Annotated in this window: 25 protein-coding genes and 1 riboswitch; of the genes, 12 read left to right on the forward strand and 13 right to left on the reverse strand. The window is 69.1% G+C overall.

Translation table 11 applies throughout. The features are described from left to right. Nucleotides 1–22: 22 nt before the first annotated feature. The 3 genes from A7B20_RS10780 to A7B20_RS10790 all read right to left on the reverse strand — a co-directional run bounded on the left by A7B20_RS10780 (nt 23) and on the right by A7B20_RS10790 (nt 3,985). Entirely contained in the window at nt 23–1,030 is a 1,008-nt protein-coding gene (locus A7B20_RS10780; protein WP_102108587.1) for an ABC transporter substrate-binding protein, read from the reverse strand. 116 nt (nt 1,031–1,146) lie between these two features. Further along, nucleotides 1,147–1,818: an HAD family hydrolase gene (locus A7B20_RS10785; protein WP_102108588.1), complete on the reverse strand. Its 672-nt coding sequence runs from the start codon at nt 1,816–1,818 to the stop codon at nt 1,147–1,149. A gap of 190 nt (nt 1,819–2,008) precedes the next feature. After that, nucleotides 2,009–3,985, reverse strand: coding sequence for a bifunctional 2',3'-cyclic-nucleotide 2'-phosphodiesterase/3'-nucleotidase (locus A7B20_RS10790; protein WP_425437152.1), 1,977 nt, complete (start codon nt 3,983–3,985; stop codon nt 2,009–2,011). Nucleotides 3,986–4,204: 219 nt separating this feature from the next. On the opposite strand from A7B20_RS10790, the gene nudC reads away from it, so the two are divergent. Continuing rightward, entirely contained in the window at nt 4,205–5,194 is a 990-nt protein-coding gene (gene nudC, locus A7B20_RS10795; RefSeq protein WP_102108590.1) for an NAD(+) diphosphatase, read from the forward strand. A gap of 121 nt (nt 5,195–5,315) precedes the next feature. After that, complete coding sequence (locus A7B20_RS10800; RefSeq protein WP_102108591.1) at nt 5,316–5,780, forward strand: SRPBCC family protein; 465 nt, start codon at nt 5,316–5,318, stop codon at nt 5,778–5,780. 23 nt (nt 5,781–5,803) lie between these two features. Here the strand turns inward: A7B20_RS10800 and cobO are convergent, their stop codons facing one another. Both cobO and A7B20_RS10810 read right to left on the reverse strand, forming a co-directional pair. After that, the gene (gene cobO / locus A7B20_RS10805) at nt 5,804–6,445 is read right to left on the reverse strand and encodes a cob(I)yrinic acid a,c-diamide adenosyltransferase (RefSeq protein ID WP_102108592.1); all 642 of its coding nucleotides are present in this window, start codon (nt 6,443–6,445) and stop codon (nt 5,804–5,806) included. Nucleotides 6,446–6,536: 91 nt separating this feature from the next. Then, on the reverse strand, nt 6,537–7,082 hold the full coding sequence (locus tag A7B20_RS10810; RefSeq protein WP_102108593.1) for a hypothetical protein: 546 nt from the start codon (nt 7,080–7,082) through the stop codon (nt 6,537–6,539). 151 nt (nt 7,083–7,233) lie between these two features. Here A7B20_RS10810 and A7B20_RS21250 point away from each other — a divergent pair, with 151 nt between their 5' ends. Next, nucleotides 7,234–7,563, forward strand: coding sequence for a hypothetical protein (locus A7B20_RS21250; protein ID WP_157937655.1), 330 nt, complete (start codon nt 7,234–7,236; stop codon nt 7,561–7,563). 118 nt (nt 7,564–7,681) lie between these two features. Here A7B20_RS21250 and A7B20_RS10820 read toward each other — a convergent pair whose 3' ends face one another. Genes A7B20_RS10820 through cobW form a run of 4 tightly spaced genes read right to left on the reverse strand, consistent with a single transcriptional unit; the run spans nt 7,682 to nt 13,556 of the window. Next, nucleotides 7,682–8,164 carry a GNAT family N-acetyltransferase gene (locus tag A7B20_RS10820; RefSeq protein ID WP_102108595.1) on the reverse strand — a complete coding sequence of 161 codons (483 nt, stop codon included), beginning with the start codon at nt 8,162–8,164 and terminating at the stop codon, nt 7,682–7,684. After that, complete coding sequence (gene cobN / locus A7B20_RS10825; protein WP_102108596.1) at nt 8,161–12,009, reverse strand: cobaltochelatase subunit CobN; 3,849 nt, start codon at nt 12,007–12,009, stop codon at nt 8,161–8,163. Before cobN ends, A7B20_RS10820 begins: the two co-directional genes overlap by 4 nt. 30 nt (nt 12,010–12,039) lie before the next feature. Continuing rightward, nucleotides 12,040–12,492 carry a GNAT family N-acetyltransferase gene (locus A7B20_RS10830; protein WP_425437155.1) on the reverse strand — a complete coding sequence of 151 codons (453 nt, stop codon included), beginning with the start codon at nt 12,490–12,492 and terminating at the stop codon, nt 12,040–12,042. Beyond that, the gene (cobW, locus tag A7B20_RS10835; protein WP_102108598.1) at nt 12,492–13,556 is read right to left on the reverse strand and encodes a cobalamin biosynthesis protein CobW; all 1,065 of its coding nucleotides are present in this window, start codon (nt 13,554–13,556) and stop codon (nt 12,492–12,494) included. Before cobW ends, A7B20_RS10830 begins: the two co-directional genes overlap by 1 nt. Before the next feature lie 56 nt (nt 13,557–13,612). Here cobW and A7B20_RS10840 point away from each other — a divergent pair, with 56 nt between their 5' ends. Then, entirely contained in the window at nt 13,613–13,942 is a 330-nt protein-coding gene (locus tag A7B20_RS10840; RefSeq protein WP_102108599.1) for a DUF1636 family protein, read from the forward strand. 4 nt (nt 13,943–13,946) lie between these two features. Here A7B20_RS10840 and A7B20_RS10845 read toward each other — a convergent pair whose 3' ends face one another. Both A7B20_RS10845 and A7B20_RS10850 read right to left on the reverse strand, forming a co-directional pair. Beyond that, nucleotides 13,947–14,654: a CbtA family protein gene (locus A7B20_RS10845; RefSeq protein ID WP_102108600.1), complete on the reverse strand. Its 708-nt coding sequence runs from the start codon at nt 14,652–14,654 to the stop codon at nt 13,947–13,949. Nucleotides 14,655–14,669: 15 nt separating this feature from the next. Further along, complete coding sequence (locus A7B20_RS10850; RefSeq protein ID WP_102108601.1) at nt 14,670–14,837, reverse strand: CbtB domain-containing protein; 168 nt, start codon at nt 14,835–14,837, stop codon at nt 14,670–14,672. A 35-nt stretch (nt 14,838–14,872) separates the two neighbouring features. Continuing rightward, a riboswitch (cobalamin riboswitch) is annotated at nt 14,873–15,094 on the reverse strand. Between the two features lie 158 nt (nt 15,095–15,252). On the opposite strand from A7B20_RS10850, the gene A7B20_RS10855 reads away from it, so the two are divergent. From A7B20_RS10855 to hisG, 4 genes are all read left to right on the forward strand, one after another. After that, the gene (locus A7B20_RS10855) at nt 15,253–15,447 is read left to right on the forward strand and encodes a hypothetical protein (RefSeq protein WP_102108602.1); all 195 of its coding nucleotides are present in this window, start codon (nt 15,253–15,255) and stop codon (nt 15,445–15,447) included. A gap of 118 nt (nt 15,448–15,565) precedes the next feature. Further along, entirely contained in the window at nt 15,566–17,059 is a 1,494-nt protein-coding gene (hisS, locus tag A7B20_RS10860; protein ID WP_102108603.1) for a histidine--tRNA ligase, read from the forward strand. Then, a complete protein-coding gene (locus A7B20_RS10865; RefSeq protein ID WP_102108604.1) occupies nt 17,056–18,153 on the forward strand; it encodes an ATP phosphoribosyltransferase regulatory subunit in 1,098 nt (365 codons plus the stop codon). Before hisS ends, A7B20_RS10865 begins: the two co-directional genes overlap by 4 nt. Then, on the forward strand, nt 18,150–18,848 hold the full coding sequence (gene hisG, locus A7B20_RS10870; RefSeq protein WP_102108605.1) for an ATP phosphoribosyltransferase: 699 nt from the start codon (nt 18,150–18,152) through the stop codon (nt 18,846–18,848). The genes A7B20_RS10865 and hisG overlap by 4 nt, the downstream gene beginning before the upstream one ends. 5 nt (nt 18,849–18,853) lie before the next feature. Here hisG and A7B20_RS10875 read toward each other — a convergent pair whose 3' ends face one another. Further along, nucleotides 18,854–19,378, reverse strand: coding sequence for a hypothetical protein (locus tag A7B20_RS10875; RefSeq protein WP_102108606.1), 525 nt, complete (start codon nt 19,376–19,378; stop codon nt 18,854–18,856). A 73-nt stretch (nt 19,379–19,451) separates the two neighbouring features. Further along, nucleotides 19,452–19,883 carry a DUF1489 family protein gene (locus tag A7B20_RS10880; protein WP_102108607.1) on the reverse strand — a complete coding sequence of 144 codons (432 nt, stop codon included), beginning with the start codon at nt 19,881–19,883 and terminating at the stop codon, nt 19,452–19,454. Nucleotides 19,884–20,019: 136 nt separating this feature from the next. Between A7B20_RS10880 and A7B20_RS10885 the strand changes: the two genes are divergently transcribed. The 4 genes from A7B20_RS10885 to A7B20_RS10900 all read left to right on the forward strand — a co-directional run bounded on the left by A7B20_RS10885 (nt 20,020) and on the right by A7B20_RS10900 (nt 25,509). Next, a complete protein-coding gene (locus A7B20_RS10885; RefSeq protein ID WP_102108608.1) occupies nt 20,020–22,347 on the forward strand; it encodes an adenosylcobalamin-dependent ribonucleoside-diphosphate reductase in 2,328 nt (775 codons plus the stop codon). Nucleotides 22,348–22,614: 267 nt separating this feature from the next. Next, entirely contained in the window at nt 22,615–23,886 is a 1,272-nt protein-coding gene (locus A7B20_RS10890) for a nucleotidyltransferase domain-containing protein (protein ID WP_245866811.1), read from the forward strand. Nucleotides 23,887–23,930: 44 nt separating this feature from the next. After that, a complete protein-coding gene (locus A7B20_RS10895) occupies nt 23,931–24,380 on the forward strand; it encodes a type II CBASS E2 protein (protein ID WP_245866813.1) in 450 nt (149 codons plus the stop codon). After that, on the forward strand, nt 24,364–25,509 hold the full coding sequence (locus A7B20_RS10900) for an HNH endonuclease (RefSeq protein WP_102108611.1): 1,146 nt from the start codon (nt 24,364–24,366) through the stop codon (nt 25,507–25,509). Before A7B20_RS10895 ends, A7B20_RS10900 begins: the two co-directional genes overlap by 17 nt. The last annotated feature ends 276 nt before the right edge of the window (nt 25,510–25,785 follow it).

Consider the following 25,785-nt stretch of genomic DNA (forward strand, 5'->3'; position numbering starts at 1 on the left):
GCAATCCCCGCCCGCGCGGGTTTCACTCGAGCATCAGGCTGCCGTCTGTCGGCAGATAGCTGTCGGTGAAATAGAGGGCGGCGTCGGGCGCCGAAGAGAGGTCCGTGGTCTCCTGGAGCTGGCCGAGGGCGGTCTGCATCCGCTCGGGGTCGATCCCGCCCATGCCGTTCGACTTGACCCAGTCGGTCAGCACGTTGGCGTCGATGGCCAGTTGCAGGCGGCGGGTTTCGAGGTCGAGATCCGCGGCCGGGTTGCGCTCCAGCATCGCCTTCACCGCGGCTTGCGGGTCGGCGATGGCCGCCTTCCAACCCTTCGCGGTGGCGCGGAGGAAGCCGGTGACGGCTTCCGGGTTGTCCTTGGCGAAGTCGGTGTTGACGATCACCGCGTTGCCGTAGAGCGCGACGCCGTGGTCGGCCATGAGGATGGTCGAGATGTCGTCCTCGGGAACGCCGAGGCGGACGAGGTTCAGGAAGGAGGAGAAGGAGAAGCCGGTCACGGCGTCGACCTTGCCTTCGGCCAGCATCGGCTCGCGGGTCGGGAAGCCGACCGGTTCCACGGTGATCTTGCCCATGTCCAGATCGTTGGCCTTGGCGAAGGCGGGGAACTGCGCCCAGGCCCCGTCGGGGGGCGGGGCGCCCAGCACCTTGCCTTCGAGGTCCTTCGGCGCCTCGACGCCGCGGGATTTCAGCCCGACCACGGCGAAGGGCGGCTTGTCGTAGACCATCATCACCGCGATCACCGGCGCGCCGGGGTTCTTGTCGAGGAACGGGACGAGGGAGTTGATGTCGGCGAGGCCCACGGGATAGGCGCCGGTTGCCACCTTCGGGATCGCGTCGAGGGAGCCCTGGCCCGCGGCGATTTCCACCTCCAGCCCTTCCTCGGCGTAGAAGCCGCTGTCGATCGCCTGGAAATAGGGCGCGGCGGGGCCTTCGAACTTCCAGTCGAGCGCGAAGGGCATGGCCGTCTGGGCGGCGGCCGCGGTGGCGCCGAACGCAAGCAGGAAAGCAGGAACGAGGGGTTTCAGGAACATCGGGCGGACCTTCTTCTCTGGGATCGTGGTGGCACGGCGCGGGGCCCTGCCGCGAGATCATTGTGCGGCGCGGCGGGCTTGCACAGGGGAGAAGATGGATTCGCGGTCGTTTCCGCTCAGACTGCCCGGATTTTGGGCGCTTCGGCCAGCAGTCCCGCCCAGGCCGCGCCGTCGAGGAGCGTGGCGGCGGTGTGATGGGCGCGGGAGGTGGCGGGGTGCACGAGGTCGGGCACCTGCACCACGGTCATGCCGGCGGCGAGGGCGGCCATGGTGCCGACATCGCTGTCCTCGAAGGCGAGGCAGCGCGTCGGGTCTCGGCCGAGGCGTCGCGCGGCCTCGAGATAGACGTCGGGGGCGGGCTTGCCCAGGGGCACCTCGTCGAAGCCGGTCACTTGGGAGATGCGCCCGGCGAGGTCGGAGTTGTCGAGCTTCCTGAGCGCCGAGGCGCGGGCGCTGTTGGTGGCGACGGCGAAGGGCGTGCCGCTGTCCGAGAGGCGGTCGATCAGGTCGCCCGCCCCGGGCTTCAGCGGCACGCCGTCCTCCATGAGACGGCGCATCGCGGCGCCCCAGGCGCCGTCGAGCGCGGCGAGGTCGAGGCCGGGGCCAAACCGGTCGGCAAGACGGCGCTTGCCCGCCTCGTGGTCGGTGCCGATCAGCCCGGCCATGAAGGCGGCGTCGGCCTCGTGCCCCAGATGCGCGAGCGCGGCGAGACCCGCGTCGATCGCCAGCCGCTCGGTGTCGAGCAGGAGTCCGTCGAGATCGAAGATCACCGCGTGGTATTGCGTCATGTCCGCCCTTTCGCCGCCTTGCCCCGCAGGGTGTTCCGTCGGGACATAGCGGCTCGGGGCGGAAATGGCACCCCTTCTGGCGCGGCGCGACCAGGCGCTTCCCGTCCGTGACGGTCCTTCGGGCAGGGCGCGGAAGACGGACACCCCGCGGGACGGCTGTCGTGGGCGCCGCTTCCGTTTTCCGCTGCGCTCAGAGGGTCAGGCGGAAGCGGGCGAAGCCGTTCTCGCCGTCGCCCGCGGGCTCCAGCGTGACCCCCGGCACCGCGTCGGCATAGGCGGCGCCGCCGGGGCCGGTGTCGAACAGGACCGTGGTGCCGGGCATCGGCGCGAAGGACCAGTTGCCGTCGGCCTTCGGGTTGATCGTGCCCTGCTCGACGATGTAGCGCACGATCACGTCGCGGTTGGTGTCCGGGCCCTCGAACACGATGGTGTCGCCCTTCGCGCCCGGGAAGTCGCCGCCGCCCGAGGCGCGGTAGTTGTTGGTGGCGACGATGAACTCCTGCGTGTCCGTCACCGGCTGGCCCTCGTGCATCAGGTCGAGGATGCGGGTGGCGCCGGGATTGATCTCGACCCCCTTCGCGTCGAAGCGGGAGGGTTGCGAGAGGTCGATCCGGTAGGTCACGCCGTCGATCACGTCGAAGTTGTAGCTGGGGAAGTCGGGGTTCAGCAGGATCGCGTCGGTGCTGCCGGGTTCGATCCGGTTGAACATTCCCGCCGAGCGGTCGAGCCAGCCGCGCAGGTCGGCCCCGGTGATGCGGACCGCGCGCACGGTGTTGGGATAGAGGTAGAGGTCGGCGACATTCTTGATCGCCACGTCCCCCACCGGCACGTCGGTGTAGTACTCGGGCCCGCCCCGCCCGCCCGCCTTGAACGGCGCGGCGGCGGAGAGGAGGGGGAGGGCGGCGTGCTCGGTGCCCGCCAGCATCTGGGCGATGTACCAGGTCTGGGCGTTGCTGACGATCTGCACGGACGGATCGTCGGCCACCAGCGCGAAGTAGCTGTAGAGCGGCGCGTCGGTCTTGCCCACGGCGCGGCGGACATAGGCGAGCGTCGCCTCGTGGTCGGCCTCGGCCGCCGCCAGCACCTTCTCCTGGCTCTCGACCAGCGGCGTGACCGAGCGGTCCTCGTTGCGCTTCGAGATCGGCCGGGTCTCGACGCTGGAGGCGGCGATGCGCCAGCCCGCGCCGTCCCTTTCGAGCAGCAGGTCGATCACCCCGAGGTGGCTGCCCCAGAAACCGCCCATGGTGGCCGGAACGCCGTGGAGTGTGCCCTTCTGCGCGTCGACGGCGGCAAAATCGGTGTAGTCCGCCGAGGGGAAGACGAGGTGCGAGTGGCCGGTCAGGATCGCGTCGATCCCCGGAACGGTGGCGAGCGCGGTCGAGGCGTTCTCCATCCCCTCCTCGGGGGTCGCGGCGCCGATGCCGGAGTGCGACAGGGCCACGACGATGTCCGCCCCCGCCTCGCGCATCTGCGGCACCCAGGCCTTCGCGGCGGCGACGATGTCGCGGGTCGCGACGTTGCCTTCCAGGTGCTTGCGGTCCCAGTTCATGATCTGCGGCGGCACGAAGCCGATGATGCCGACCTTGATCGGATGGCTCAGACCGGCCCCGTCCGTCAGGGTCCGCTCGAGGATGATGTAGGGCGGCAGAAGGCCCTCGTCCCTGGTCGGGTCGGCGCCGAGCTTCTTCACCACGTTGGCCGAGACAACGGGGAAGTTGGCCCCGGCCAGCGCCTTGGCGAGGAAGCCGAGGCCGTAGTTGAACTCGTGGTTGCCGAGGGTCGAGGCGTCGAAGTCGAGCGTGTTCATCGCCGCGATGACCGGGTGCAGGTCGCCCTCCTTCATCCCTTTCTCATAGGCGATGTAGTCGCCCATCGGGTTGCCCTGCAGGAAGTCGCCATTGTCGAGCAGCAGCGTGTTCGCCGCCTCGGCGCGCACGTCGGCGATGTGGGCGGCGGTGCGGGCGAGGCCCACGGTGTCCACCGGCTTGTCGGCGTAGTAGTCGTAGGGGAAGACGTGGACGTGCAGGTCCGTCGTCTCCATCAGCCTGAGATGCGCCTGTCCCGCCGCGGCGCGGGCGGTGAAGGGATGGGTGAGGATCAGCGCACCGGCGGCGCCGCCGACGACGAAGCTGCGGCGGGACATTACAAGGCGGTCTGGACGGGACATGGTGTGCTCCAGGTTTGGCAGAGGCGGGGCCGGGGGCTGGTCATCGGGCTCGGGGCTGTCTGCGGTATCGGACCCGTTCAGCGTTATGGTGGTTTCCCTGTCCGGTCAATTCAGCCCGGAGTTGAACCCTCCGGCAAGGCCGCTTTTCCGTTCGCGCTCCATTTACCCGGGCCGCGCGCCGTGGCACGGGAAGGCAGGTGCGATTGCGGGAGGCGGTGCATGAGACTGGCGGAAACGGTGACCTTCGGGGGCAGCGCGCTGAACCGCGCGGGCGAGCTGCGCGGCGACGGTGCGGCGCAGGCCCGGCTTCTGGCGGACCCGGCGGCGCGGGTGCTGGCGCTCTGGCGGGGCAAGCCCCTCCTTTTGCGCGAGGGCGGGACGACGGAGCTGGCCTGGCTGCCGCCCGGCCACGCGGCGCTGGAGCTGGCGGGGTCGCCGGTGTTCCTCGGGCTCGACGGCGACGACGACGGCGGCGAGGCGGGCGAGGCGCCGCGCTTCGCGGTCGACCTGTCGGCCTGGGAGCCGGAGGATGTGCCCGAGACGCTGAACGCCTTTTCCGACACCTCCGAGCAGGTGCACCCGGCGCTGCCCGACAGTCACCGCTTCGCCGAGCTTCGGGGCGCGATGACGCTTCTGTCCCCGCGCGCCGCCGAACTGGCGGCCAGCGCGAAGGCCGTGCTGGGCTGGCACCAGTCGCACCGCTTCTGCGCCCGCTGCGGCGCGGAGAGCGTGATGGCCATGGCGGGATGGCAGCGCGACTGCCCGGCCTGCGGGGGGCATCACTTCCCCCGCACCGATCCCGTGGTCATCATGCTGATCACCCGCGGCAACTCGGTCCTGATCGGCCGCTCGCCAGGCTGGCCCGAGGGCATGTTCTCGCTCCTCGCCGGCTTCGTCGAGCCGGGCGAGACGCTGGAGGCGGCCGTCCGCCGCGAAGTGTTCGAGGAGTCGGGCATCCGGGTCGGGCGGGTCGACTACCTTGCCAGCCAGCCCTGGCCCTTCCCGGCCTCGCTGATGTTCGGCTGCCGCGGCGTGGCGGAGCCGGGCGAGATCACCATCGACCCGGCCGAGATCGAGACGGCGCTCTGGGTCACGCGCGAGGAGATGGCCGACATCTTCGCGGGCGTGCACCCGAGGATCCGCGCGCCGCGCAAGGGGGCGATCGCGGGCTTCCTGCTGCACCACTGGCTGGCGGACACGCTGGACTGACGGGCGGCGTTCCCGCGGCGCCGGTGCATGCGCCCGGCGGGGACGCCACGGGCCTTGCGGGGATACAAGTCCGGGATTATGCCCGGACCGGGGGCAGGGCCAACCAGACGCCGGAGAGAGCATGAAGTTCAACAGCCGCCAGGACATCGGAGCGCCGATCGCGGAAGTCTTCGCCGCCGTCAGCAACTTCGAGACCTTCGAGTTGCAGATGCTGCGCCGCGGGATCGAGGTCGTCCGGCTGGACGACGGCGCGGATCCCGCGAAGGCCGCCTGGCGCATCGCCTTCGACTTCCGCGGCCGTCAGCGGCAGATGGCGGCGCGGGTCGTCCGATATGAACCGGCGACGGGCCATACCCTCTCGGGCCACACCGACGGTCTGAACGTCGAGATCGTCACCGAGCTGATCGAGCTGTCGAAATCGCGCACCCGGCTGCTGGTCTCCTGCGAACTCCTGCCGCAATCGATCACCGCGCGGCTGCTGGTCCAGTCGCTGAAGCTGGCCAAGGGCAACCTCGCCCGCCGCTTCGACGCCCGGCTCGAGACCTTCGCCCGCGAGATCGAGAGGAAGCACGACCGCAAGGCGTGATCCCCCGCGGGCCGGCCGCCCGATCAGAACTCCACGCCGATCTGCGCCTTGATGCCCGAGCGGAACGGGTGCTTCACCAGCTCCATCTCGGTCACGAGGTCCGCGATCTCGATCAGCTCGTCCTTGGCATTGCGCCCGGTCAGCACGACATGGGTCATCGGCGGCTTCTCGTCCCGCAGGAAGGCCACGACCTCGGCGATGTCGATGTAGTCGTAGCGCAGCGCGATATTGATCTCGTCCAGCAGCACCATGGCGTTGGCGGGGTCGCGGATCAGCTCCTTCGCCTTGGCCCAGGCGGCCTGCGCCATCTCGGTGTCGCGCGAGCGGTCCTGGGTTTCCCAGGTGAAGCCCTCGCCCATGGTGTGGAAGGCGCAGACGTCGGAAAAGCGCGACAGGATCAGGTCACGCTCTCCGGTGGACATGCCGCCCTTGATGAACTGCACCACGGCGCATTGCATGTCGTGGGCGATGCAGCGGAAGATCATCCCGAAGGCGGCACTGGACTTTCCCTTGCCCTTGCCGGTGTGGACGATCACCAGGCCCTTCCGTTCCGTCTTGGTCGCCATGATCTTGTCGCGGGCGGCCTTCTTCTTGGCCATCTTCGCGGCGTGGCGCTCCAGGTCCTCCCGGTCGGGGGCGGGGGTGTTCTCCGGGGTGTCGGTCATCGGCTCCTCCTGCTGCGCGGGCAGGATGTCGCCCCGACGCGGCGGGCGCAAGGCGATAGGCGCCGCCGGGCGCGCGGACGCGCCCGCCGGGTCATTTCACCGAGACGGTGGCATTGCGGTACTTGAACTCGTCACGCTCGGGATCGGTGCGCGCGGCGTTGATCGCGCCGACGATCACCGCGCCCAGAAGCCCGCCCCCGGCGGCGTTCTGGCTGCGCTGCTCGGCCGTGGCGTTGTAGACGGTCACGGTGGACGAGCCGGAGCGCCCGTCGGGGTGGGTGCAGCGGATGAACAGCGCCGGGGAGTTCGGACCGTAGTTCGGGACGATCACGTTGGCGGGGGTCTGGAACCGTGCGGTGTAGATGCCCGAATCGAGCTGGCAGGCCAGCCCCGTGATCTCGGTCGAGCCGCCCTGCGCGCCGGTGCCGCGGGTCCGGACCGTCACCGTCTCCTGTCCGCGGAAGCGGGGCACCGGGTTGCCGCGGGCGCGGGGCCGCGCATAGACGTCGAGCCCGACCGCATCGCCGGGCACCTTCGGCGTGATGTTGACCGGCGGCGTGGTCACGTCCGCCACCTCGCAGGCGGCAAGCAGGGTTAGGGTGGCGAGCAGGGCCGGAACGGCGGCGGTACGGGTCATCCTGGAGTCCTTGGCAAATGTCGGTCGTGCTTAGGGGGTGCAGGGAGGCGCGGCAATCCGCGGCCTCCCCGGGGCGGCGCTTTGTGCCCTCCTGTGGCATGACGGACCCGCATTAACAGATCCTTAACCACGCCCCGCGCAGTCTGTGGCCATGCGCCACATCTCTTCATTCCGCCGATCCTCTGTCATCCCCGCCGTCGTCGCGGCATCTCTGGCCCTCCTCGCCGGGTGCGACAGCCCAAGTGTCGCCTTCTCGGGCGTCCCGGCGCAGCGGATCACGGTGGGGCCCTCGACCTTCAGCGTGCGGGTGCGCGGCGAACGTGCCGAATCCCTGCGGGTGAGCCGGGAGTTCAGGCCGTCGGAAAGCGCGGTGCTGGCCCGCGCGGCACAGGCGATCGAACAGGCCTCGGGCTGCGCCATCGCCAGGGGCGGGCTGGAGGGCGACCAGGCGATCCAGCGCGCGAAGCTCGACTGCGGGTGAATCCCGTCGGCGTGACGCCCGTACCGGGAGCGGGACGGGATCGGGCCGGAGTCGCGCCGGGAGGTTGCCGTGCAGCGCAGGGCGGTGGCCGGCCCGGCGCTCTGGCCGCGCCGGCGGGTCAGGGTGTCAGCGCGCGCTCGAAGTTGATCGAAGTCGGGCGGTCGAACCCCTCGTGCGCCGTGCGCCCCGTTTCGCTGAAGCCGAGGGCGGTGAAGGTGGCGTGGTTCTCGGTCAGTTCCACCCGGGTCTGGAGACGCAGACGCGGCAATCCTTCGGCGCGGGCGATCGCCTCCGCCGCGTCGATCAGCGCGCGGGCGAGGCCGCGGCCCCGCCGGGCCGGATCGACGGCGAGCTTGCCGAGGTAGAGCGCGTCGGGCTGCCACGTGCAGAACAGGCAGGCATGGGGCGCGGCATCGGGCCCGATCACCAGAACGGTTTCCCGCGCCGCGGTCGCCGCGATGTCCTGCGGCGTCAGGCGATGGAGCGAGGAGGGCGGGTCGATCCGCCCCTCCATCCCCGCGAAGCAGCGGTGCAACAGGCGGTGGAGCGCCGCCCAGTCGGCCGGGTCTGCGGCGCGGCGGATCCCGGGCGCGTCGGTCATGGTGTCCTCAGGCGGTCGAGAAGGGCGCGGGCGGAGTTCGATTTCGGGGTCCAGAGCCCGCGCTCGGCCGCCTCGTCCAGCCGCTCGGCGATCTCCCGCAGGGCGGGCGGGTTGTTCCCGGCGATGAAGTCGCGGGTCTCGTCGTCTTCCAGGAAGGCGGCGTGGACCAGGTCGAAGTGGTGGGACTTCACCGCGCCCGTCGTGGCGGCGAAGGCGAACATGTAGTCGACCGTCGCCGCGATCTCGAAGGCGCCCTTGTAGCCGTGCCGCTTGACCCCCGCGATCCACTTCGGGTTGACGACGCGGGAGCGAACGACCCGGCCGATCTCGTCCTCGAGCGTTCGGATCAGCGGGTGTTCGGGGCGCGAGTGGTCGTTGTGATAGACCGGCCTCTCGCGGCCCTGGAGCGTGGCGACGGCGGCCGCGGCGCCGCCTTCGAACTGGTAGTAGTCGTCGGAGTCGAGCAGGTCGTGTTCGCGGTTGTCCTGGTTCTGGACCACCGCCTCGGTCTGGCTCAGGCGCGTCTCCAGCCCCTTGCGGTCGGCGGTGCCTTCCGCGCCGGCCCCGTAGGCGTAGCTGCCCCAGGCGAGGTAGGCGTCGGCCAGCGCCGCCTTGTCGGCCCAGAGGCGTTCGTCGATCATCGCCTGGAGCCCCGCGCCGTAGGCCCCGGGCTTCGAGCCGAAGACACGTGCCGTGGTGCCCTCGGTGCGGGCGCGGGCGGCTGCGGGGTTCAGGTCCTTGGGTTCGTCCAGCGCCATGACCGCGCGGGCGGCGCTGTCGACGAGGTCGATCAGCTGCGGGAAGGCGTCGCGGAAGAAGCCGGATATTCTCAGGGTGACGTCGACCCGCGGGCGGCCGAGGGCGGTGGCAGGGATGATCTCGAAACCGGTGACGCGGCGGTTGGCGGCGTCCCAGGTGGGTTTCACGCCCATGAGCGCGAGGCACTGGGCGATGTCGTCGCCGCCGGTCCTCATGTTCGAGGTGCCCCAGGCGGTCAGCAGCAGGGCGCGCGGCCAGTCGCCCTGGTCCTGGAGGTGGCGTTCGATCAGCAGGTTCGCCGATTTCCAGCCGAGGCTCCAGGCCGTGGGGGTGGGCACCGCGCGGCTGTCGACGGAGTAGAAGTTGCGCCCGGTCGGCAGCGTGTCGAGCCGCCCGCGGGTGGGGGCGCCGGAAGGGCCGGGGGCGAGGAAGCGGCCGTCGAGGGCGGTGAGCAGCCCTGCGGATTCGGCGGGACCGCAGGCGGCGACGGCGGGGGCGATCTTCGCCGCGATCTCTTCCAGGACGGCATCGGTGGCCGGTCCGACGTGCGGCGCTCGGGGCTCCGCCCCGTCGCCCCGCCCGCCGTCCCGTGTGCCGTCCCGCAGGAGGGCCCGGGCGGGCGTTTCGAGCCGCTCCACGGTGTCGCCCTGGCTGCGCCAGGGGGTGTCGCCCGTAAGGATATCAGGGCGGGGGCCGGTCCAGGGCGCGGCCATGTCGCAGGCCAGCGGGTCGAAGCCGAGGCCGAGGTCGGCGGCCATGGCGCGCAGCAGCGAGGCGTCGCCGCCCTTGCCGTCGCCCCGCGGAATCCGCGCGAGGGCGAGGGTGAGGTCGCGGTGGAGATCGCCCTCCGGGGACTGCCCGAAGACGTGCAGGCCGTCGCGGATCTGTGCCTCCTTCAGTTCGCAGAGGTAGGCGTCGAGTTTCGCGAGGTCGGTCTCGGCGTCGCCGGAGAAGCCTGCGTCGCGGTCGAGGCCGGTGCTGGCGGTGAGCGACAGGATCTGGTCCTTCAGCAGTTTGATGCGGCGGGGATCGACGCCTGCGGCCTCGTAGTATTCGTCGACCAGCGCCTCGAGGTCGCGGAGCGGCCCGTAGGTCTCGGCCCGGGTCAGGGGCGGGGTCAGGTGGTCGACGATCACCGCCTGGGCGCGGCGCTTTCCTTGGGTGCCTTCGCCCGGGTCGTTGACGATGAACGGGTAGAGGTGGGGCATGGGGCCGAGGACCGCCTCCGGGAAACAGGTTTCGGACAGGGCCAGGGCCTTGCCGGGGAGCCATTCGAGGTTGCCGTGCTTGCCCATGTGGACGATCGCGTCGGCGCCCCAGTGGTCGCGCAGCCAGATGTAGCCGGCGAGGTAGTTGTGGGGCGGGACGAGGTCGGGAGAGTGGTAGGTCTCGGTGGGGTCGATGTTGTAGCCGCGGGCGGGCTGGAGCGCGACCACGGCATTGCCGAAGCGGTGGAGGGCGAGCTTGAAGTGGCCATCGGTGGCGCTTGTGGAGGGTTCGGGAGCCTCCGGCGGGGAGTTCGAAGGGGTCGAGAAACGATCCGGGGGATCGTTTCCCCTTCGAACGGGCGGAGCCCAAGAAGCAAAGATGGGGAGTGTTTCGAAGAACGGATCGGCCTCGGGGAGGCCCCAGCGGGATTCGATGGCGTCGCGGATGTCGAGGGGGAGGGTGCGGTACGTCGCGAGGTAGGTGGCGAGAGGGAGGGTTTCGCCGCCCGCGCGGTCGGCGCGGTCGGTGAGCCAGTTGGTGGGGCCCGCCATGAGGCGCGTCATCAGGGCGGTGCTGTCCTTCGGGGCGTTTTCGACGGAGTAGCCCGCGTTCTTCAGCAGGTGCAGGACATGGGCGGTGGCGGCGGGGGTGTCGAGGCCGACGCCGTTCGCCATACGGCCGTCGCGGTTGGGGTAGTTTGCGAGCACGAAGGCGACCTTGCGGTCCTTCGGGGCGGTGTGGCGCAGCTTGGCCCAGTTGGCGGCGAGGCGGGCGGTGAAGGCGATGCGGTCGCCCTGGGCGCGGTAGGCGGCGACGTTGCACTCGGTCGCCTCGTCGAAATAGGCGGTGTCCTTGAAGCTGACGGCGCGGGCGAGGATGCGGCCGTCGACCTCGGGAAGCGCGACATTCATCGCGATGTCGCGGGCGGAGAGGCCGGTGCTGCCCTGCGCCCAGGTCTCTTCCGAGGTGGCGGCGAGGACCACCTGGAACACCGGCGCCGCGTTGGCCGAGGGGGCGGCGAGGGGGTTGCCTGCCGCCGGGTCGCCCTCGTGGGGGGAGCCGGTGGCGAAGGCGGTGGTGTTCAGGATCACGCTGGGCGGCGCCTCGGCGAAGAGGCGGTCGAGGGTGGCGGCGGAGACGGGATCCTTCAGCGAGGCGACGAAGACGGGCAGCGGGTTCAGCCCCTCGCGCAGCAGCGCCCGGGTCAGCCGGTTGATCGGGTGGAGGCCCGCGCCCTGGAGGAGCGCGCGGTAGAAGACCAGGGGGACGACCGGGGCGCCGTCCTGCCAGTGGGAGCGGATCTCGGCCAGGGTGGTCTGGCCCGCGCCCGGCCAGTAGGCGCCTGCACGCAGCAGGGGCGCGGCGGCGGGAAGGTCGGCGCGGGTGGCGGGGGCGTCGAGCATCGCCTTGGCATAGGCGAGGAAGGTCGCGGCGTTCCGCGGGCCGCCTTCGACGAGGTAGGACCAGAGGGCGTCGTAATCCTCGGGCGAGACGGTGGAGAGGGCGCGCAGGTCGGCGTCGGGCTTGTCGTCACCCGGCAGGGCCGCGAAGGGGACGCCGGCGGCATGGAGGCGGGCGGCGTATTGCTCGAAGCCGTAGCGCCAGTAGCCCGCGCCGCCGAGGATCCGTGCGACCACCAGCCGGGACTTCGTGGCGCAGGCGTCGAGGTGCAGGTCCACCGACATCGGATGCGCGAGGTGGGCGAGGCTGGCGAGGCGCAGGGTGGGGGGCGCCTCCATCGTCGCGCGGGCTTCGGAGAGGGCGGCGAGTTCGGTGTCGGCGGCCGAGATCACCACCACGTCGGCCGGCGTCTGGCCGAGGTCGACGGGATCGGACCCGGTGTCGATCTGGCCCGGGAGGGCGGCGAGGAGGTGCATGTTCTGGCCTTCGGGTCTTGTGCGGTCGGTTCAGGGAAGCGGCTTTTCCATGAAGACGCTGGTCGGCATGGCTTCGTAATCGCCGAAGGGGCCGCAGGGGGTGAAGCCGTGGCGGGCGTAGAGGCGGTGCGCGGCGTGGAGCAGGTTGCCGGTTTCGAGACGCAGCATGGGCAGGCCCTGCGCGCGCGCCTCGTCTTCCAGCATCCGCATCAGCGCGTCGGCGACGCCCTTGCCGCGGGCGGCCTCGGCGACGAACATCGACTTGATCTCGCCGTAGGTGTGGGCGTTCTTCAGCGCCGCGGTGCCCAGGATCTCCTCCCCCTGGCGCGCCGTGAAGAAGGCGATGGATGGCGATTGCAGCGCCTCGATGGAGAGGAAGTGGTTTTCCTCCGGGTTGAACAGCGACTGCATCAGCGCGTGGCTCTGGTGCAGGAGCGCCGTCGCGCCGGGTTCGGCGGGGTCCGAGCGGACGACCTTCAGGATCATGCCGACAGCGCCTCGGCGATCGCCGCACGGTCGAGCCCCGCCTGGCCGATCACCACCAGCCGCGTGCCGCGAGGTTCGTTTGCGGCGAGGGGGCGGTCGAAGTAGGTCTCGACCCGGGGGCCGACGGCCTGGAGGGTCAGGCGCATGGGCTTGCCCGCGACCGAGGCGAAGCCCTTGAGGCGCAGGATGTCGTGGGCGCCGATCACCCGCACCACCTTTTCCGAGAAGGCCTTGGGGTCGGTCAGCTCGGGCAGGTCGACGGTGAAGGTGTCGAACTCGTCGTGGCCGTGTTCATGGTGGTGGTCGTCGTGATCGTCGTCGTCGTGATCGTGATGATGGTGGTGCACCTCCTCGCGCGCCTCCAGCGTCGTCTCGGCGGCGGCGTTCTGGCCGAGGAGCACGGGCAGGGGCAGGGCGCCCATGGCGGCGGTCACGACCTGCACGCCGTCGCGGCTTTCGCTGCGCAGGCGGGCGGTCAGCGCCTCGGCCTCGTCCGCCGTCATCAGGTCGGTCTTGTTCACCACGATCATGTCGGCGCAGGCGATCTGGTCCTCGAACAGTTCCGACAGCGGCGTCTCGTGGTCGAGGTTCGCGTCCCCCGACCGCTGGGCGTCCACCGCGGCCACGTCATGGGCGAAGCGCCCCTCGGTCACCGCCTTGCCGTCGACCACCGTCACCACGCCGTCCACCGTCACCCGGGTCGCGACGGAGGGCCAGGTGAAGGCGCGCACCAGCGGCTGGGGCAGGGCCAGGCCCGACGTCTCGATCACGATGTGCTCGGGCGGGTTTGGCCGGTCCAGCAGCTTTTCCAGCGTCGGGATGAAATCCTCGGCCACGGTGCAGCAGATGCAGCCGTTCGAGAGCTCGACCACGTCCTCGTCCGCGCAGGCGGCGTCGCCGCAGCCCTTCAGGATCTCGCCGTCGACGCCGAGATCGCCGAATTCGTTGATGATGAGGGCGATCCGCCTGCCCTCGGCCTGCGACAGCAGGTTGCGGATCAGCGTCGTCTTGCCGGAGCCGAGGAAGCCGGTGATGACCGTGGCGGGGACTTTGGTGGGCATGGCGGGGGTCCTTGATAAGACTTGTGAAGAGGGGGCCGCTGGCCTAGCAGCGGGGCATGTCGCACGAGATCGTCATCTGTGGAAGCTGCCGCTCCGACACGGCGCCGGAGGCGGGCGCGGCGCTGGTTTCGGCGCTGGAGGGGCGGCTGCCCGAAGGGTTCCGGCTGACCCGGGTCGACTGCATGTCGATCTGCGCCCAGCCGGTCAGCCTCGCCTTCCGCGCGCCGGGCAAGGCGCTGTACCTGTTCGCCGGGATCGGCGAGGCGGACGTCGGCGATGTGCTCGCCTTCGCCGCGCTGTTCGCGGCGAGCGGGGACGGGGAGATCGCGGATGCGCGCCCCGCCGGTCGGCTCAGGTTCTGCCTCAGGGGCCGGGTGCCGGTCTGACCCCTCACGCCCGCGCCTCGTCGAAGCGTTCCAACGCGCCGAGGCGCACCAGGAACAGCGCGGTGAGGCCGCCGAGCAGCGTCCAGCCCGCCAGCGCGGCGCCGAGGCTGCGCGTCGCGAAGGCGGCGGCGAGTTCCGGCGGCGCGGCGCCGAAATAGGTGTCGAGCTGCGGCGCGCCGATGGCCTGAGGCAGCAGGATCAGCAGGATCCCGGCGACCGGCACCCAGCCCCGCCCGAAGGCGATGCAGCCAAGGCCCGCGGCAGTGGCCAGGATCGTGCCCGCCCACCAGAGCTGGCGCGGACGAAGCTCGGCCGCGACGGTGCCCGGCAGTTCCGGGGGCAGGCCGAAGGCCGGGGCCAGCTGCACCGCGACGAAGCCGCAAAGGCCCCAGACCAGGCCCGCCCGCGGCGTGATCGCGATGCCGCGCAGCGCCGCGATCAGCATCAGCGCGGCCAGCAGGAAGCCGTAGCCGGTGTAGGTGACGAAGTCGAAGGCCACGGTCATCGCGTGGCGTCCCCAGTCTGTCCCGAGGGCGACGGCGGCGGCGCTGCTCTGGACCGAGCTTTCCGAGGCGAAATGGACCCGCGCGCCGGTCTCGTAGAGCTCGCCCTGGAGCAGCAGCGGGATCACGAAGGCGAACTGGAGCAGGGCCGCGCACAGCCCCGCAACCAGTCCAGCGAAGACGGCGCTGGCCAGCACGGATTTCAGCATCTGACTGGGATCAGGTCAGTGGCAGGGAAAGGCCATGGCGTGGCGCTGGTCGTGGGCGGCGTCATGGAACACCGTGGCCTGGGCCATGCCCGAGACGGCCAGCAGCAGCACGCCGGCGGCCAGGGCGAAGAGGATGGTCGCGGGCGTCGTGGAAACGGCGCGGGAAGCGGTCGTGGTCGTCATGTCGGTCTCTCCTTTACCCGTCACACCCGACGGGAGGGTTCACAAGCCGCATGGCTGGTCTCCTGGCTGGCGGGTCGTCGCGGGGGGCCGGCCTTCCCGGATCGCTCCAGTGGCATCGTCGGCGCCCGCTCGCCGCGGACAGTCGCGGGGGCGGCTGCGGTGGCGGATCCCGACATGGGTCATCCGTTCCGCATTCCCAATTGAAGCCCCCCTGCGCGTGGCGCAGTGGCGGGGGCACCATGCCCCTCCATCTGGACCGAGTGCGCCGCGTCGGTCAAGGCCGATTGCGGCATGGCGGGGCGCGGGCGCGGCAGGGCGGGGCGCGGGCGCGTCATCGACGGGGGCGCACGGGGGGGCGCACGTCAAGACTTTGGCAACCTTTCCGCGCGCAGGATGGCAGGGAAAGGAGATTGCCATGGATCGGATGATCGCAAGCCTCGCCGTCCAGATGCTCTGGGCGCTGGCGCTGTTCGGCGTCGCGCAGGCCGTCGGCCGCGCGGTGGCCACCCTTGCGCGGACGGCGATGGGGGAGGTCCGGGGTCCCGCGCGGCCCCGGGCGGCGCAGACCGTCGGCGGGCGGCCCGGCCTGCGACGGTTCCCCGTGCCCTGACCCCTCGGTCCCCCACCCGCCCGGCGCCGGTGCGCGACATCGCGTTGCCGGGGCCCGGCTTGCTCCCGTGGCCCCCTTCCGCTAGACGCTGCCGCGACGCGCATCAGCGAGAAGAACCATGGCCAAGCCGAAGAAACAGCCCCGCCCGAAGGCCGCCACGCCCAAGGGCTTCCGCGACTATTTCGGTGCCGAAGTCACCCGGCGCCGCGACATGCTGGAGACGATCGCGAAGGTCTATCACCTCTACGGCTTCGACGCGCTGGAAACCTCGGCGGTCGAGACGGTGGAGGCGCTGGGCAAGTTCCTGCCCGACGTCGACCGCCCGAACGAGGGCGTTTTCGCCTGGCAGGAGGAGGACAGCGACTGGCTGGCGCTGCGCTATGACCTGACCGCGCCGCTGGCCCGCGTTGCCGCGCAGTACCGCAACGACCTGCCCTCGCCCTATCGCCGCTATGCCATGGGGCCGGTCTGGCGCAACGAGAAGCCGGGCCCGGGCCGTTTCCGCCAGTTCTACCAATGCGACGCCGACACGGTTGGCGCGCCCTCGGTCGCCGCGGATGCCGAGATCTGCGCGATGCTCTCGGACGTGCTGGAGGCGGTCGGCATCGCGCGCGGCGACTACATCGTGCGGATCAACAACCGGAAGGTTTTGAACGGGGTGATGGAGGTCGCCGGGGTGCTGGATCCCGAGGATCCCGAGAAGTTCGCCCACGAGCGCGGCATCGTCCTGAGGGCGATCGACAAGCTGGACCGGCTGGGGCTCGATGGCGTGCGGGCGCTGCTGGGCGAGGGGCGGAAGGACGACAGCGGGGATTTCACGAAGGGCGCCGGGCTTTCGGCGGGGCAGGCCGAGCGGATCGTCGGGTTCCTGCACGCCCGCGGCGATGACGCGGCGCAGACCCTGGCGCGGCTCGGCGATCTCGTGGCGGGCTCGCCCACGGGCGAGGAGGGTGTCGCGGAGTTGTCCACGATGGCCGATCTGCTCGGCGCTGGCGGCTACGGCCCCGACCGCATCGTGATCGACCCCTCCGTAGTGCGCGGTCTCGGCTACTACACCGGCCCCGTATTCGAGGCCGAGCTGACCTTCGAGATCGAGGACGAGAAGGGGCGGCCGCGGCAGTTCGGCTCGGTGGCCGGCGGGGGCCGCTACGACGACTTGGTGAAGCGGTTCACCGGGCAGGAAGTGCCCGCGACGGGTGTGTCCATCGGGGTCGACAGGCTGCTGGCCGCGCTTGACGCCAAGGGGCGGCTGACGAGCGACATGCGGGGTCCGGTGATCGTCACCGTGATGGACCGCGAGCGCATGGCGGATTACCAGGCGATGGTCGCGGAGTTGCGGAAATCGAACATTCGGGCCGAGGTCTACCTTGGCAACCCGAAGAATTTCGGCAACCAGTTGAAGTATGCCGACAAGCGCGGCTCTCCCATCGCGGTGATCCAGGGCGCCGACGAACGGGCGCGCGACGTGGTTCAGATCAAGGACCTGGACCTTGGCGCGAAGCTGGCGGAAAGCGTCAGCCACGAGGAATGGAAGGACCAGCCGGCGCAGTTCGAGTGCCCGCGCGACCGGATGGTCGCCGAGATTGCCAAGAGGCTGGCGCGGCCGCAATGACCGCCGAGACCCAGAGTCTTGCCCGTGCCCAGCTGGCCGAGGCCGCACGGCTGCGCGCGCTGTTCGAGGCACGCGGCGCGCTTCCTGTCGAGGCGGCGATCCTCCAGCCCGCCGATCTGCTGCTGGACCTTTATGGCGAGGACATCCGCGCCCGCGCCTTCACGACCCAGGATCCGCTTCGCGGCGAGCGGATGCTGCGGCCCGACTTCACGGTGCCGGTGGTGCAGATGCACATGGCCGAAGGCGCCGCGCCCGCCCGCTACTGCTATGCCGGCCCCGTGTTCCGGCGGCAGGAGGACGATCCCGACCGCGCGACGGAATATCTGCAGGCGGGATTCGAGATCTTCGATGCCACCAACCCGGCCTTGTCGGACGCCGAGGTCTTCGCCACCCTGGCCGAGGCGCTTCGACCCTTGCAGCTGCGCGTGGCGACGGGGGACATCGGCATCCTGATCGCGGCGGTCCGGGGGCTGAACACGTCGGACCGGCGCAAGGCGGCGCTGCTGCGCCATCTCTGGCGGCCGAAGCGGTTCCGCGCCCTGCTGGACCGCTACGGCAGCGCGGCGCAGGCGAAGCACCGCCGCAAGCTGCTGGAACGGGCCGACCCCTTCGCCAACGCGGGCCCCGAGATCGGCCTGCGCTCCCGCGCCGAGGTCGAGGCGCGGCTCGACGCGCTACGCGCCGATGCCGCCGAGCCGCCGATCGCGGCCAACGAGGTCGAGTTGCTGGACGACCTGATGGCTCTGCAGGAAAAGGCCCCCGCCGCACTGAACCTGTTGCAGGACATGGCGGTGGACCTGCCCGCGATCTCGCCGGCGGTGCAGGCGCTGGAGCGGCGGCTGACCGCGCTTCAGGATTTCGGCGTCGATGTCGAGAGCCTGGATTTCGAGGCGAGCTATGGCCGCACCTCGATGGAGTATTACGACGGTTTCGTCTTCGGCTTCTACGCCGAGGGCCGCCCGGACCTGCCGCCCGTCGCCACCGGCGGGCGCTACGACGCGCTGACCCGGGTGCTGGGGCAGGGGTCGTCCATTCCGGCCGTCGGCGGCGTGATCCGGCCCGACCTGGTGCTGCTGCTCGGAGGCGGGACATGACGCTGAAGCTGGGTGTGCCGTCCAAGGGGCGGCTGATGGAGAAGACCTTCGACTGGTTCGGCGCCCATGGCATCGACATGGGGCGCGCGGGGTCGGAGCGTGAATATTCCGGCGCGGTGGACGGGATCGAGGGCTGTGACCTGGTGCTGCTTTCGGCGGGCGAGATCCCGCGGGAACTGGCGGCGGGGCGGATCCACATGGGGGTGACCGGCTCGGACCTTGTGCGGGAGAAGCTGCCGGTCTGGGATTCGCAGGTGACCGAGATGGCGGCCATGGGCTTCGGCCACGCCGATCTGGTGATCGCGGTGCCCGATCACTGGGTGGATGTCGAGACGCTGGACGATCTGGACGCCGCCTGCGCCGCCTTCCGCGCGCGGCACGGCTTCCGCCTTCGGATCGCGACGAAGTACCACCGGCTGATCCGCACCTACCTGCGCACCCATGGCGTGGCCGATTACCAGCTGGTCGACAGCCAGGGGGCGACCGAAGGAACCGTGCGAAACGAAACGGCGGAGGCGGTGGCCGACATCACCTCGACCGGCGAGACGCTGAGGGCGAACCACCTCAGGATGCTGTCGGACGGGCCGGTGCACCGGTCACAGGCGACACTGTTCCAGTCGCTGACCGCGCCCTGGGACGATTGTGCCCTGGCGGCGAAAGAGCAGATCAAGGCGCGGCTGGACCTGCTGGACTGATCCTGTCAGTCGCCGCTTTCCGATCCGGTGGGCGGCGGCGGCGTGGTGCTGGGGGGCGGGGCCACGGCCACCGGCGGGGCCGAGGACGGGCCCGTCGTTACCGCGCCGGTTCCGCCCGATGTCGTGGCGGTGGTCGCGCTGGCGCCGCGCAGGGCCGTGCGCTTGCTGTCGTAGGTCGGGGTGCCGGTGTGCCCGGGCGGCGGAACGGGCGCGAGGGCGACCACCGCGTTGTAGGCGGGCCGACGCAAAGGCGACTTCTGGAGATCCTGCTGGGGTTGCATCGACTGCCCCTTCAGCCCGTCGATCCAGAAGCTGCCGAGCGCCTGCAGCGTGTCGTCGGTTGCGTAGTGAAGATCGAGGCAGGCGAAATCGTAGGTCGTCCCGCCGATCACGGGGCGCTCGAAGAAGATGCAGTAGGTGTTCGGATAGGACACCTGGGGGCGGGAGGTGAGGGTTTGACGGGTGCAGGGGCATCCCGCCTTCATCCACGCGACGATCGCGTTGGTCATCGGTCCGCTGAACCCGGGCATCCGTCACCTCGCTCTTGCTGTCGGGGCGAGGATACCGCGCAAGTTGACCTTGCGGCAACACTTATGCTGCCCCTCAGCGCACCCCGATCTCGGCCAGCGCGGCGGCGAGCGAGGGGGGCAGGGCGGCCTCGGTTGCGCGGCCCGGGCGCAGGTCGCCCGGCGCGTCCTCGGGGTTAAGATAGCGCCAGCCCTGGAACGGGCGCTTCGGCGCGATGTCGGTGCGCACCACCTCGGCGTCCAGCACGATGCCGCAGCGTCGGATCCCGTCCTCGCCCATGATCTCGCGGAAGCCGGTGATCTTCTGACGGCACTGGATCAGCCCGCCGATCACCCAGTACATCGAGCCGCCGGCCAGGATCTCGTCGGTCCGCTTCGGCCACATCCGGGTGATGTGGTAATAAGCGCCGTCGGCGATCTGCCTGCTGCGGTGACGCTGCCAGTCGATCAGCTGCTCGACCGATTCGGAGCCGACGCTGAGCTTCAGCATGTTGATGTGGCTGGCCAAATTCCCACTCCCCCAAGTGATGGATCATATTGTATCCCGGGGCGCGGCAGCTTCAAGCCGTAGTGGTGCCGCATTGCGCCGCTCGGCGAAACCCGGTAGTCTGGATGCCTTTCCGACCAGCGCCAGGACCACGCCCATGACCCGTTTCGCCGCCCCCATCGCCGCGCAGATCTGGGACATGAAATACCGCCTGAAAGAGGCCGACGGAGCGCCCCTCGACGAGACGGTGGAGGACACCTGGCGGCGCATCGCGAGGGCCACGGCCGCGGTGGAGAAGGATCCGGCACAGTGGGAAAAGCGGTTCTATGCCGCGCTCGAGGACTTCCGCTTCCTGCCCGCGGGGCGGATCACCGCGGGTGCGGGCACCGGGCGGTCGGTGACGCTGTTCAACTGCTTCGTCATGGGCACGATCCCCGATTCCATGGCCGGGATCTTCGACATGCTGAAGGAGGCCGCGCTGACCATGCAGCAGGGCGGGGGCATCGGCTACGACTTCTCGACCATCCGCCCCAAGGGTGCGGACGTGAAGGGGGTGGCGGCGGATGCCTCGGGGCCGCTGTCGTTCATGGATGTCTGGGATGCGATGTGCCGCACGATCATGTCCGCCGGCTCGCGCCGCGGCGCGATGATGGCGACCATGCGCTGCGACCATCCGGACATCGAGGAGTTCATCACCGCCAAGTCCGACGCGGCGCGGCTGCGGAACTTCAACGTCAGCGTGCTGGTGACCGACCCGTTCATGGAGGCGGTGAAGGGGGATCTTCCCTGGGATCTGGTGTTCGACGGCAAGGTCTACCGGACGGTGCGCGCGCTCGACCTCTGGAACGCGATCATGCGCGCGACCTACGACTATGCCGAACCCGGCGTGATCTTCATCGACCGCATCAACGCCGCCAACAACCTCGCCTATTGCGAGACCATCGCCGCGACCAACCCCTGCGGCGAGCAGCCCCTGCCGCCCTACGGCGCCTGCCTGCTGGGCTCGGTCAACCTCGCCCGCCTGGTGCCCGATCCCTTCGGCCACGGTGCCGCGCTGGACGAGGACGCGCTGGACGACCTCGTGCGCGTGGCCGTCCGCATGATGGACAACGTGGTGGACGCCTCGCGCTTCCCGCTGCCCCAGCAGGCGGCGGAGGCGCAGGCGAAGCGGCGGATCGGCCTCGGTGTCACCGGCCTCGCCGACGCGCTGCTGATGGTCGGCGCGCGCTACGGCTCGGACGAGGCCGCGGCGCTGACCGAACGCTGGCTGCACCGGATCGCCCGCGCGGCCTACCTCGCCTCGACGGAACTGGCGCAGGAGAAGGGCGCCTTCCCGCTGTTCGACGCCGGGAAATACCTCGCCTCGGGGTCGCTCCAGCAGATGGACGCCGACGTGCGCGAGGCCATCGCCACCAACGGCATCCGCAACGCGTTGCTGACCTCGATCGCGCCCACCGGCACCATCTCGCTCTATGCCGGGAACGTGTCGTCGGGGATCGAGCCGGTCTTCGCCTATGCCTACACCCGCAAGGTGCTGCAGAAGGACGGCTCGCGGACCGAGGAGGAGGTGGTGGACTACGCCGTGCAGCTCTGGCGCGAGCGCTTCGGCGATGCGGAACTGCCGGACTTCTTCGTCAACGCCCAGACGCTGGCCCCGCTCGAGCATGTGAAGATGCAGGCGGCGGCGCAGAAATGGGTGGATTCGAGCATCTCGAAGACCATCAACTGCCCCGCCGACATCGGTTTCGAGGCGTTCAAGGACGTCTACATGGAAGCCTGGGACCAGGGCTGCAAGGGCTGCACGACCTACCGGCCGAACGCGGTGACGGGGAGCGTGTTGAGCGTCGCACCCGAGCCCGCCGGGGCGAAAGGGCCCGAAGGATCCGCCGACACGGCCGGTCAGGATGCGGCGCCCGAAGTCCGCGCCGACACAGACGCCGAGCCGCGTCAGCCCCACGGCGACGTCATCTACATGTCCGAACCGCTGGACCGGCCACAGGCCCTGGAGGGCAACACCTACAAGGTGAAATGGCCCGACAGCGAGCACGCGCTCTACATCACCATCAACGACATCGTCATCGGCGGCCACCGCCGCCCTTTCGAGGTCTTCATCAACTCTAAGAACATGGAGCACTTCGCCTGGACCGTGGCGCTGACCCGGATGATCTCGGCGGTGTTCCGGCGCGGCGGCGACGTCTCCTTCGTGGTCGAGGAGCTGAAGGCCGTCTTCGACCCCCGCGGCGGCGCCTGGATGCAGGGCCGGTACATCCCCTCGATCCTCGCGGCCATCGGCGGCGTGATCGAGAAGCACATGATCGAGACCGGCTTCATCGCGGGCGAGGGCATGGGCCTGAAATCCGACCCCCGCGCCGACCTCGCCGCCGCCCCCCGCGGCAAACCCTGCTCTTCCTGCGGCAGCTACGACATGCGCATGGTCGAAGGCTGCATGACCTGCGCCAACTGCGGTTTTTCGAAATGCGGGTGAGGGCGGGGAGGCGGATTTGTGTGAAGCGACCATCATAATATGGCCATCGGACCGGTTCAGATGGCCATTCGACAAGTAAATCGTATCCACCACGGAGTCGCAGTAGGCCGCACCTCGTGTTGCTCAGTTTCCTCGGCCGAAAAAGGGGCGTCACCGGGGAACTGTCCGTGCGAGAACCTTACGTGAACAAAAAGCTACCTGTAGCGTTGCCAGGCTATACGAGGCCATATATATTGAACCTCAGAGCAAGCTGATTGAGGGAGGCAATTGGACGAGCTCGAAGGAAAGGAGTTTGACATGCCCCTTGATGATACTGCACCTGGTCTTGACGCCCTGCTCCTTGGCACCGCGCTGGAACTCGAACTTAGCGATCGTGATCACCGGGTCACAGAGAAGCGCTACCAGCTGATTCCGGAGCACCTGCAACGACCGGCCAGCCGTCTTCGCCCCTACATGGACAATGCTCGGGTCTACGCCCAAGGCTCACGAGCGATCGGCGCAACGATCATCGATGGAGCAACGGACGACCGGTTCGATCTCGATGCCATCCTCGAATTCAGGCGGCCGCGCGGTTGGTCAATTTCGGATGTGCTCGACGAGTTGTTCACGGCGTTCCAGGGCTTTCCCGACGTCCAAGAGATCGAACGCTGCACGCGATGCATCCAGCTCAAGTTCGCCTTCATGCATCTGGATGTAACTCCAATGGACCCTCACGGGGAGCCGCGACCGCTTCGCTCTGGTGTGGTTTACCACAGCCCGGACGATGGCGATGACCAGCTTTTCCCGGCCAACCCCTATGGGTTTGCCGACTGGTTCCAACAGCAGGTCGCACGTCCGAGCCGCGCGTTCAGGGATCACGTGACGGCCATGCGGGCGAACATGGGGATCGAGGATCGCCTGGCCACCAACTCGATCATGGCCGATGCGGATATCGACGCCCTGCCAGCGCCTCGTAATCCCCTTCGAGATGCGCCACAGGTGATCGCCCTCAAGCTGATGAAACGCTACCTGAACCTGCGTTACGCGAAGCGCAGCCTGAAGCGTCCCATCTCGATCTACCTATCCAAGATCGCGGCGCTGGTTCCGCCGAACGAGAACGGCCTGTGCGCCCAGCTGGAGAGCTACGCGCTCGACCTCGAGCATCGGGTCCACACATCCATGGTCACCGGCATCCCGCTCGACGAGAAGAACCCCGCCCCGCCGCAGGAGGACTTCAATGATCGCTGGCCGGCGTCCAGCGAGGACCTGCGCGTCTTCCGCGACGATCTCCAGCACCTCGTTGCCGAGCTCGAACGGGCCCGATCGTCGAACTTCACCGATGTCCGCAAGATCTTCGACGAACTCTTCGGCGAGAGGGTCAGCGAAAAGGCTGTCCGCTCCTACCTCGAGAGCCATCGTGGATTGTCCATCCCGAGAGCATTCGAGCCCGCGAAGGGCTTCGTGGCCGCCCCAGCGCTGTTGACGCCCGCCGCCGCGAAAGCGGCGCCCACGTCGAAAGCGCCTGCGCATCATTTCCACTCCGGTCGCCTGCCGAAATGAAGGCGGCTGGGCGACCGAAAACGCGCGAGGCACAAGCCAAGCGCATGCGGGAGGTCTGGCCGCGGCTGACGCCGTTGACTGTGTTCGCTGACGGGCGGATCGTCTGGATCGGCCCGGTCCGCGGCTTCCAGATGAGCTACAAGGTGTCCGTCGTCTGGCATCCCGCCAGAACGATTCCTCCGCTGGTGTTCGTCCGAAAGCCCGCCATCGCTCCGCGGCCAGGCACTGGCTGGATCGATATTCCGCACCTGCTCTACGACTCGGCATCGCCCAAGGATTCCGCGCTCTGCCTGTTTGACCCGGAGCAGAACGAGTGGCGCAGCTCGATGTGGATCTCCGACACGATCGTCCCATGGGCCTCAGAGTGGCTGCATCACTACGAGCTCTGGCACTTCGACGGGGTGTGGCGTGGCGCCAACGCCCCGGGGCCTATCTCAATCGGTGCCGGGATGAACCGACCCGAAAAGGAGTTGCAGAATGTCCAGGGGGCGTGACGCCACTCAACCTACCCGACTGGTTGTCTGGGGCCGTGCTGCCGGTCGCTGCCAGTATACGAACTGCGGCGAGGAACTCGCGGGTGATCTGATCACGGGCGATCTGGCCAAGAACCATGCCTACCTGGCCCACATCATCGCGTCGAACCCTGACGGACCGCGCGGTCATCCTGTCCTGTCGCACGAAAAATCCGACGATCCAGACAACCTCATGCTTCTGTGCGACCGGCATCACCGGGAGATCGATGACCGAAGCAAGCTGGACATCTACACTGTTGACGCTCTGCTGGAGATGAAGCGCCGTCACGAGGAACGGATTTCTCGGGCGCTAAAGGACCCCGATGCGCCGTCGGCTCACATCTTGCGGGTGTCCGCGGCTGTCGGCGACAACGAGACAGCCATTCCTCGCCAGGCCTGCGCACAGGCCATGATCCCGCAGCTTGTCATCGCTGATCGACATCCGATCGACATCTCGATCCGAGGCTTCGAGCACAAGGACTCGGACCCGGGCTACTATCAGACTGAGTTGACCAACCTCCGAAGGGTCTACGACCGAGAGATCCGGGGGCGCTTCAGGGACGGCGACCTCGAGCATCTGGCCGTATTCGGTTTCGCTCCGATCCCACTGCTGATGGAGCTTGGCAGACTTCTTTCTGACCTCAGCGACGTCACGGTCTTCGGGCGGCATCGCGAACCTCAGCCGGGTTGGGCCTGGCCGGACGACTCTCCGGAACTGTCGTTCGAAAGACGGAAGGGTTCTCCCGGGCACAAGCGTGTGGCGCTGAAGCTCGCCGTATCCGCGGAAATCTCGGATAACCGCGTGACGTCAGTGCTGGGCGATGACGTGTCGATCTGGGAGATCCGCAGTTCAGAGTTCGGCACCAACGTGCTGCGCAACCGATCTGCGCTGAGCGATTACAGAAAGCTCGTTGGCCGGGTCTTCGACGAGATCAAGACGGAACACGGGCCTCACGTCTGCCTGTCTATTTTTCCAGCCGTGCCGACGACTTGTGCAATCGAATTCGGGCGCGCGTGGCAGCCGAAGGCGCATCCCGCTTTCGACATTTATGATCAGACACCTTCTGGCTTTGTGTGTCGACATCGAATCTCGAGAACGCCCCAGACCTAAAGCCAGTGCGCTCCGACCGATAGCTCATCATCATCGGCGACCAACAGATGGTTTGAAAGCGGCTGCTTGGTTCTGGAGTTTCCAATTCGGTAGGGAGCCATAGTCTCTTCAAGGGCACAAGATTCTCCCTCTCTTGTAGTCACTTCAAGCGGCTCTGTTGCACAAATCCCGTGAGGGATTCATCTCGTGAATCCAGCGTGGTAGCTGGTCAGCATGAGCAGACACACACCCCCGACCTACAGAACCAGGAACTGGCCGGCCTATAACGAAGCGCTC

The organism is Oceaniglobus roseus (assembly GCF_002869745.1).
Lineage (GTDB): Bacteria > Pseudomonadota > Alphaproteobacteria > Rhodobacterales > Rhodobacteraceae > Oceaniglobus > Oceaniglobus roseus.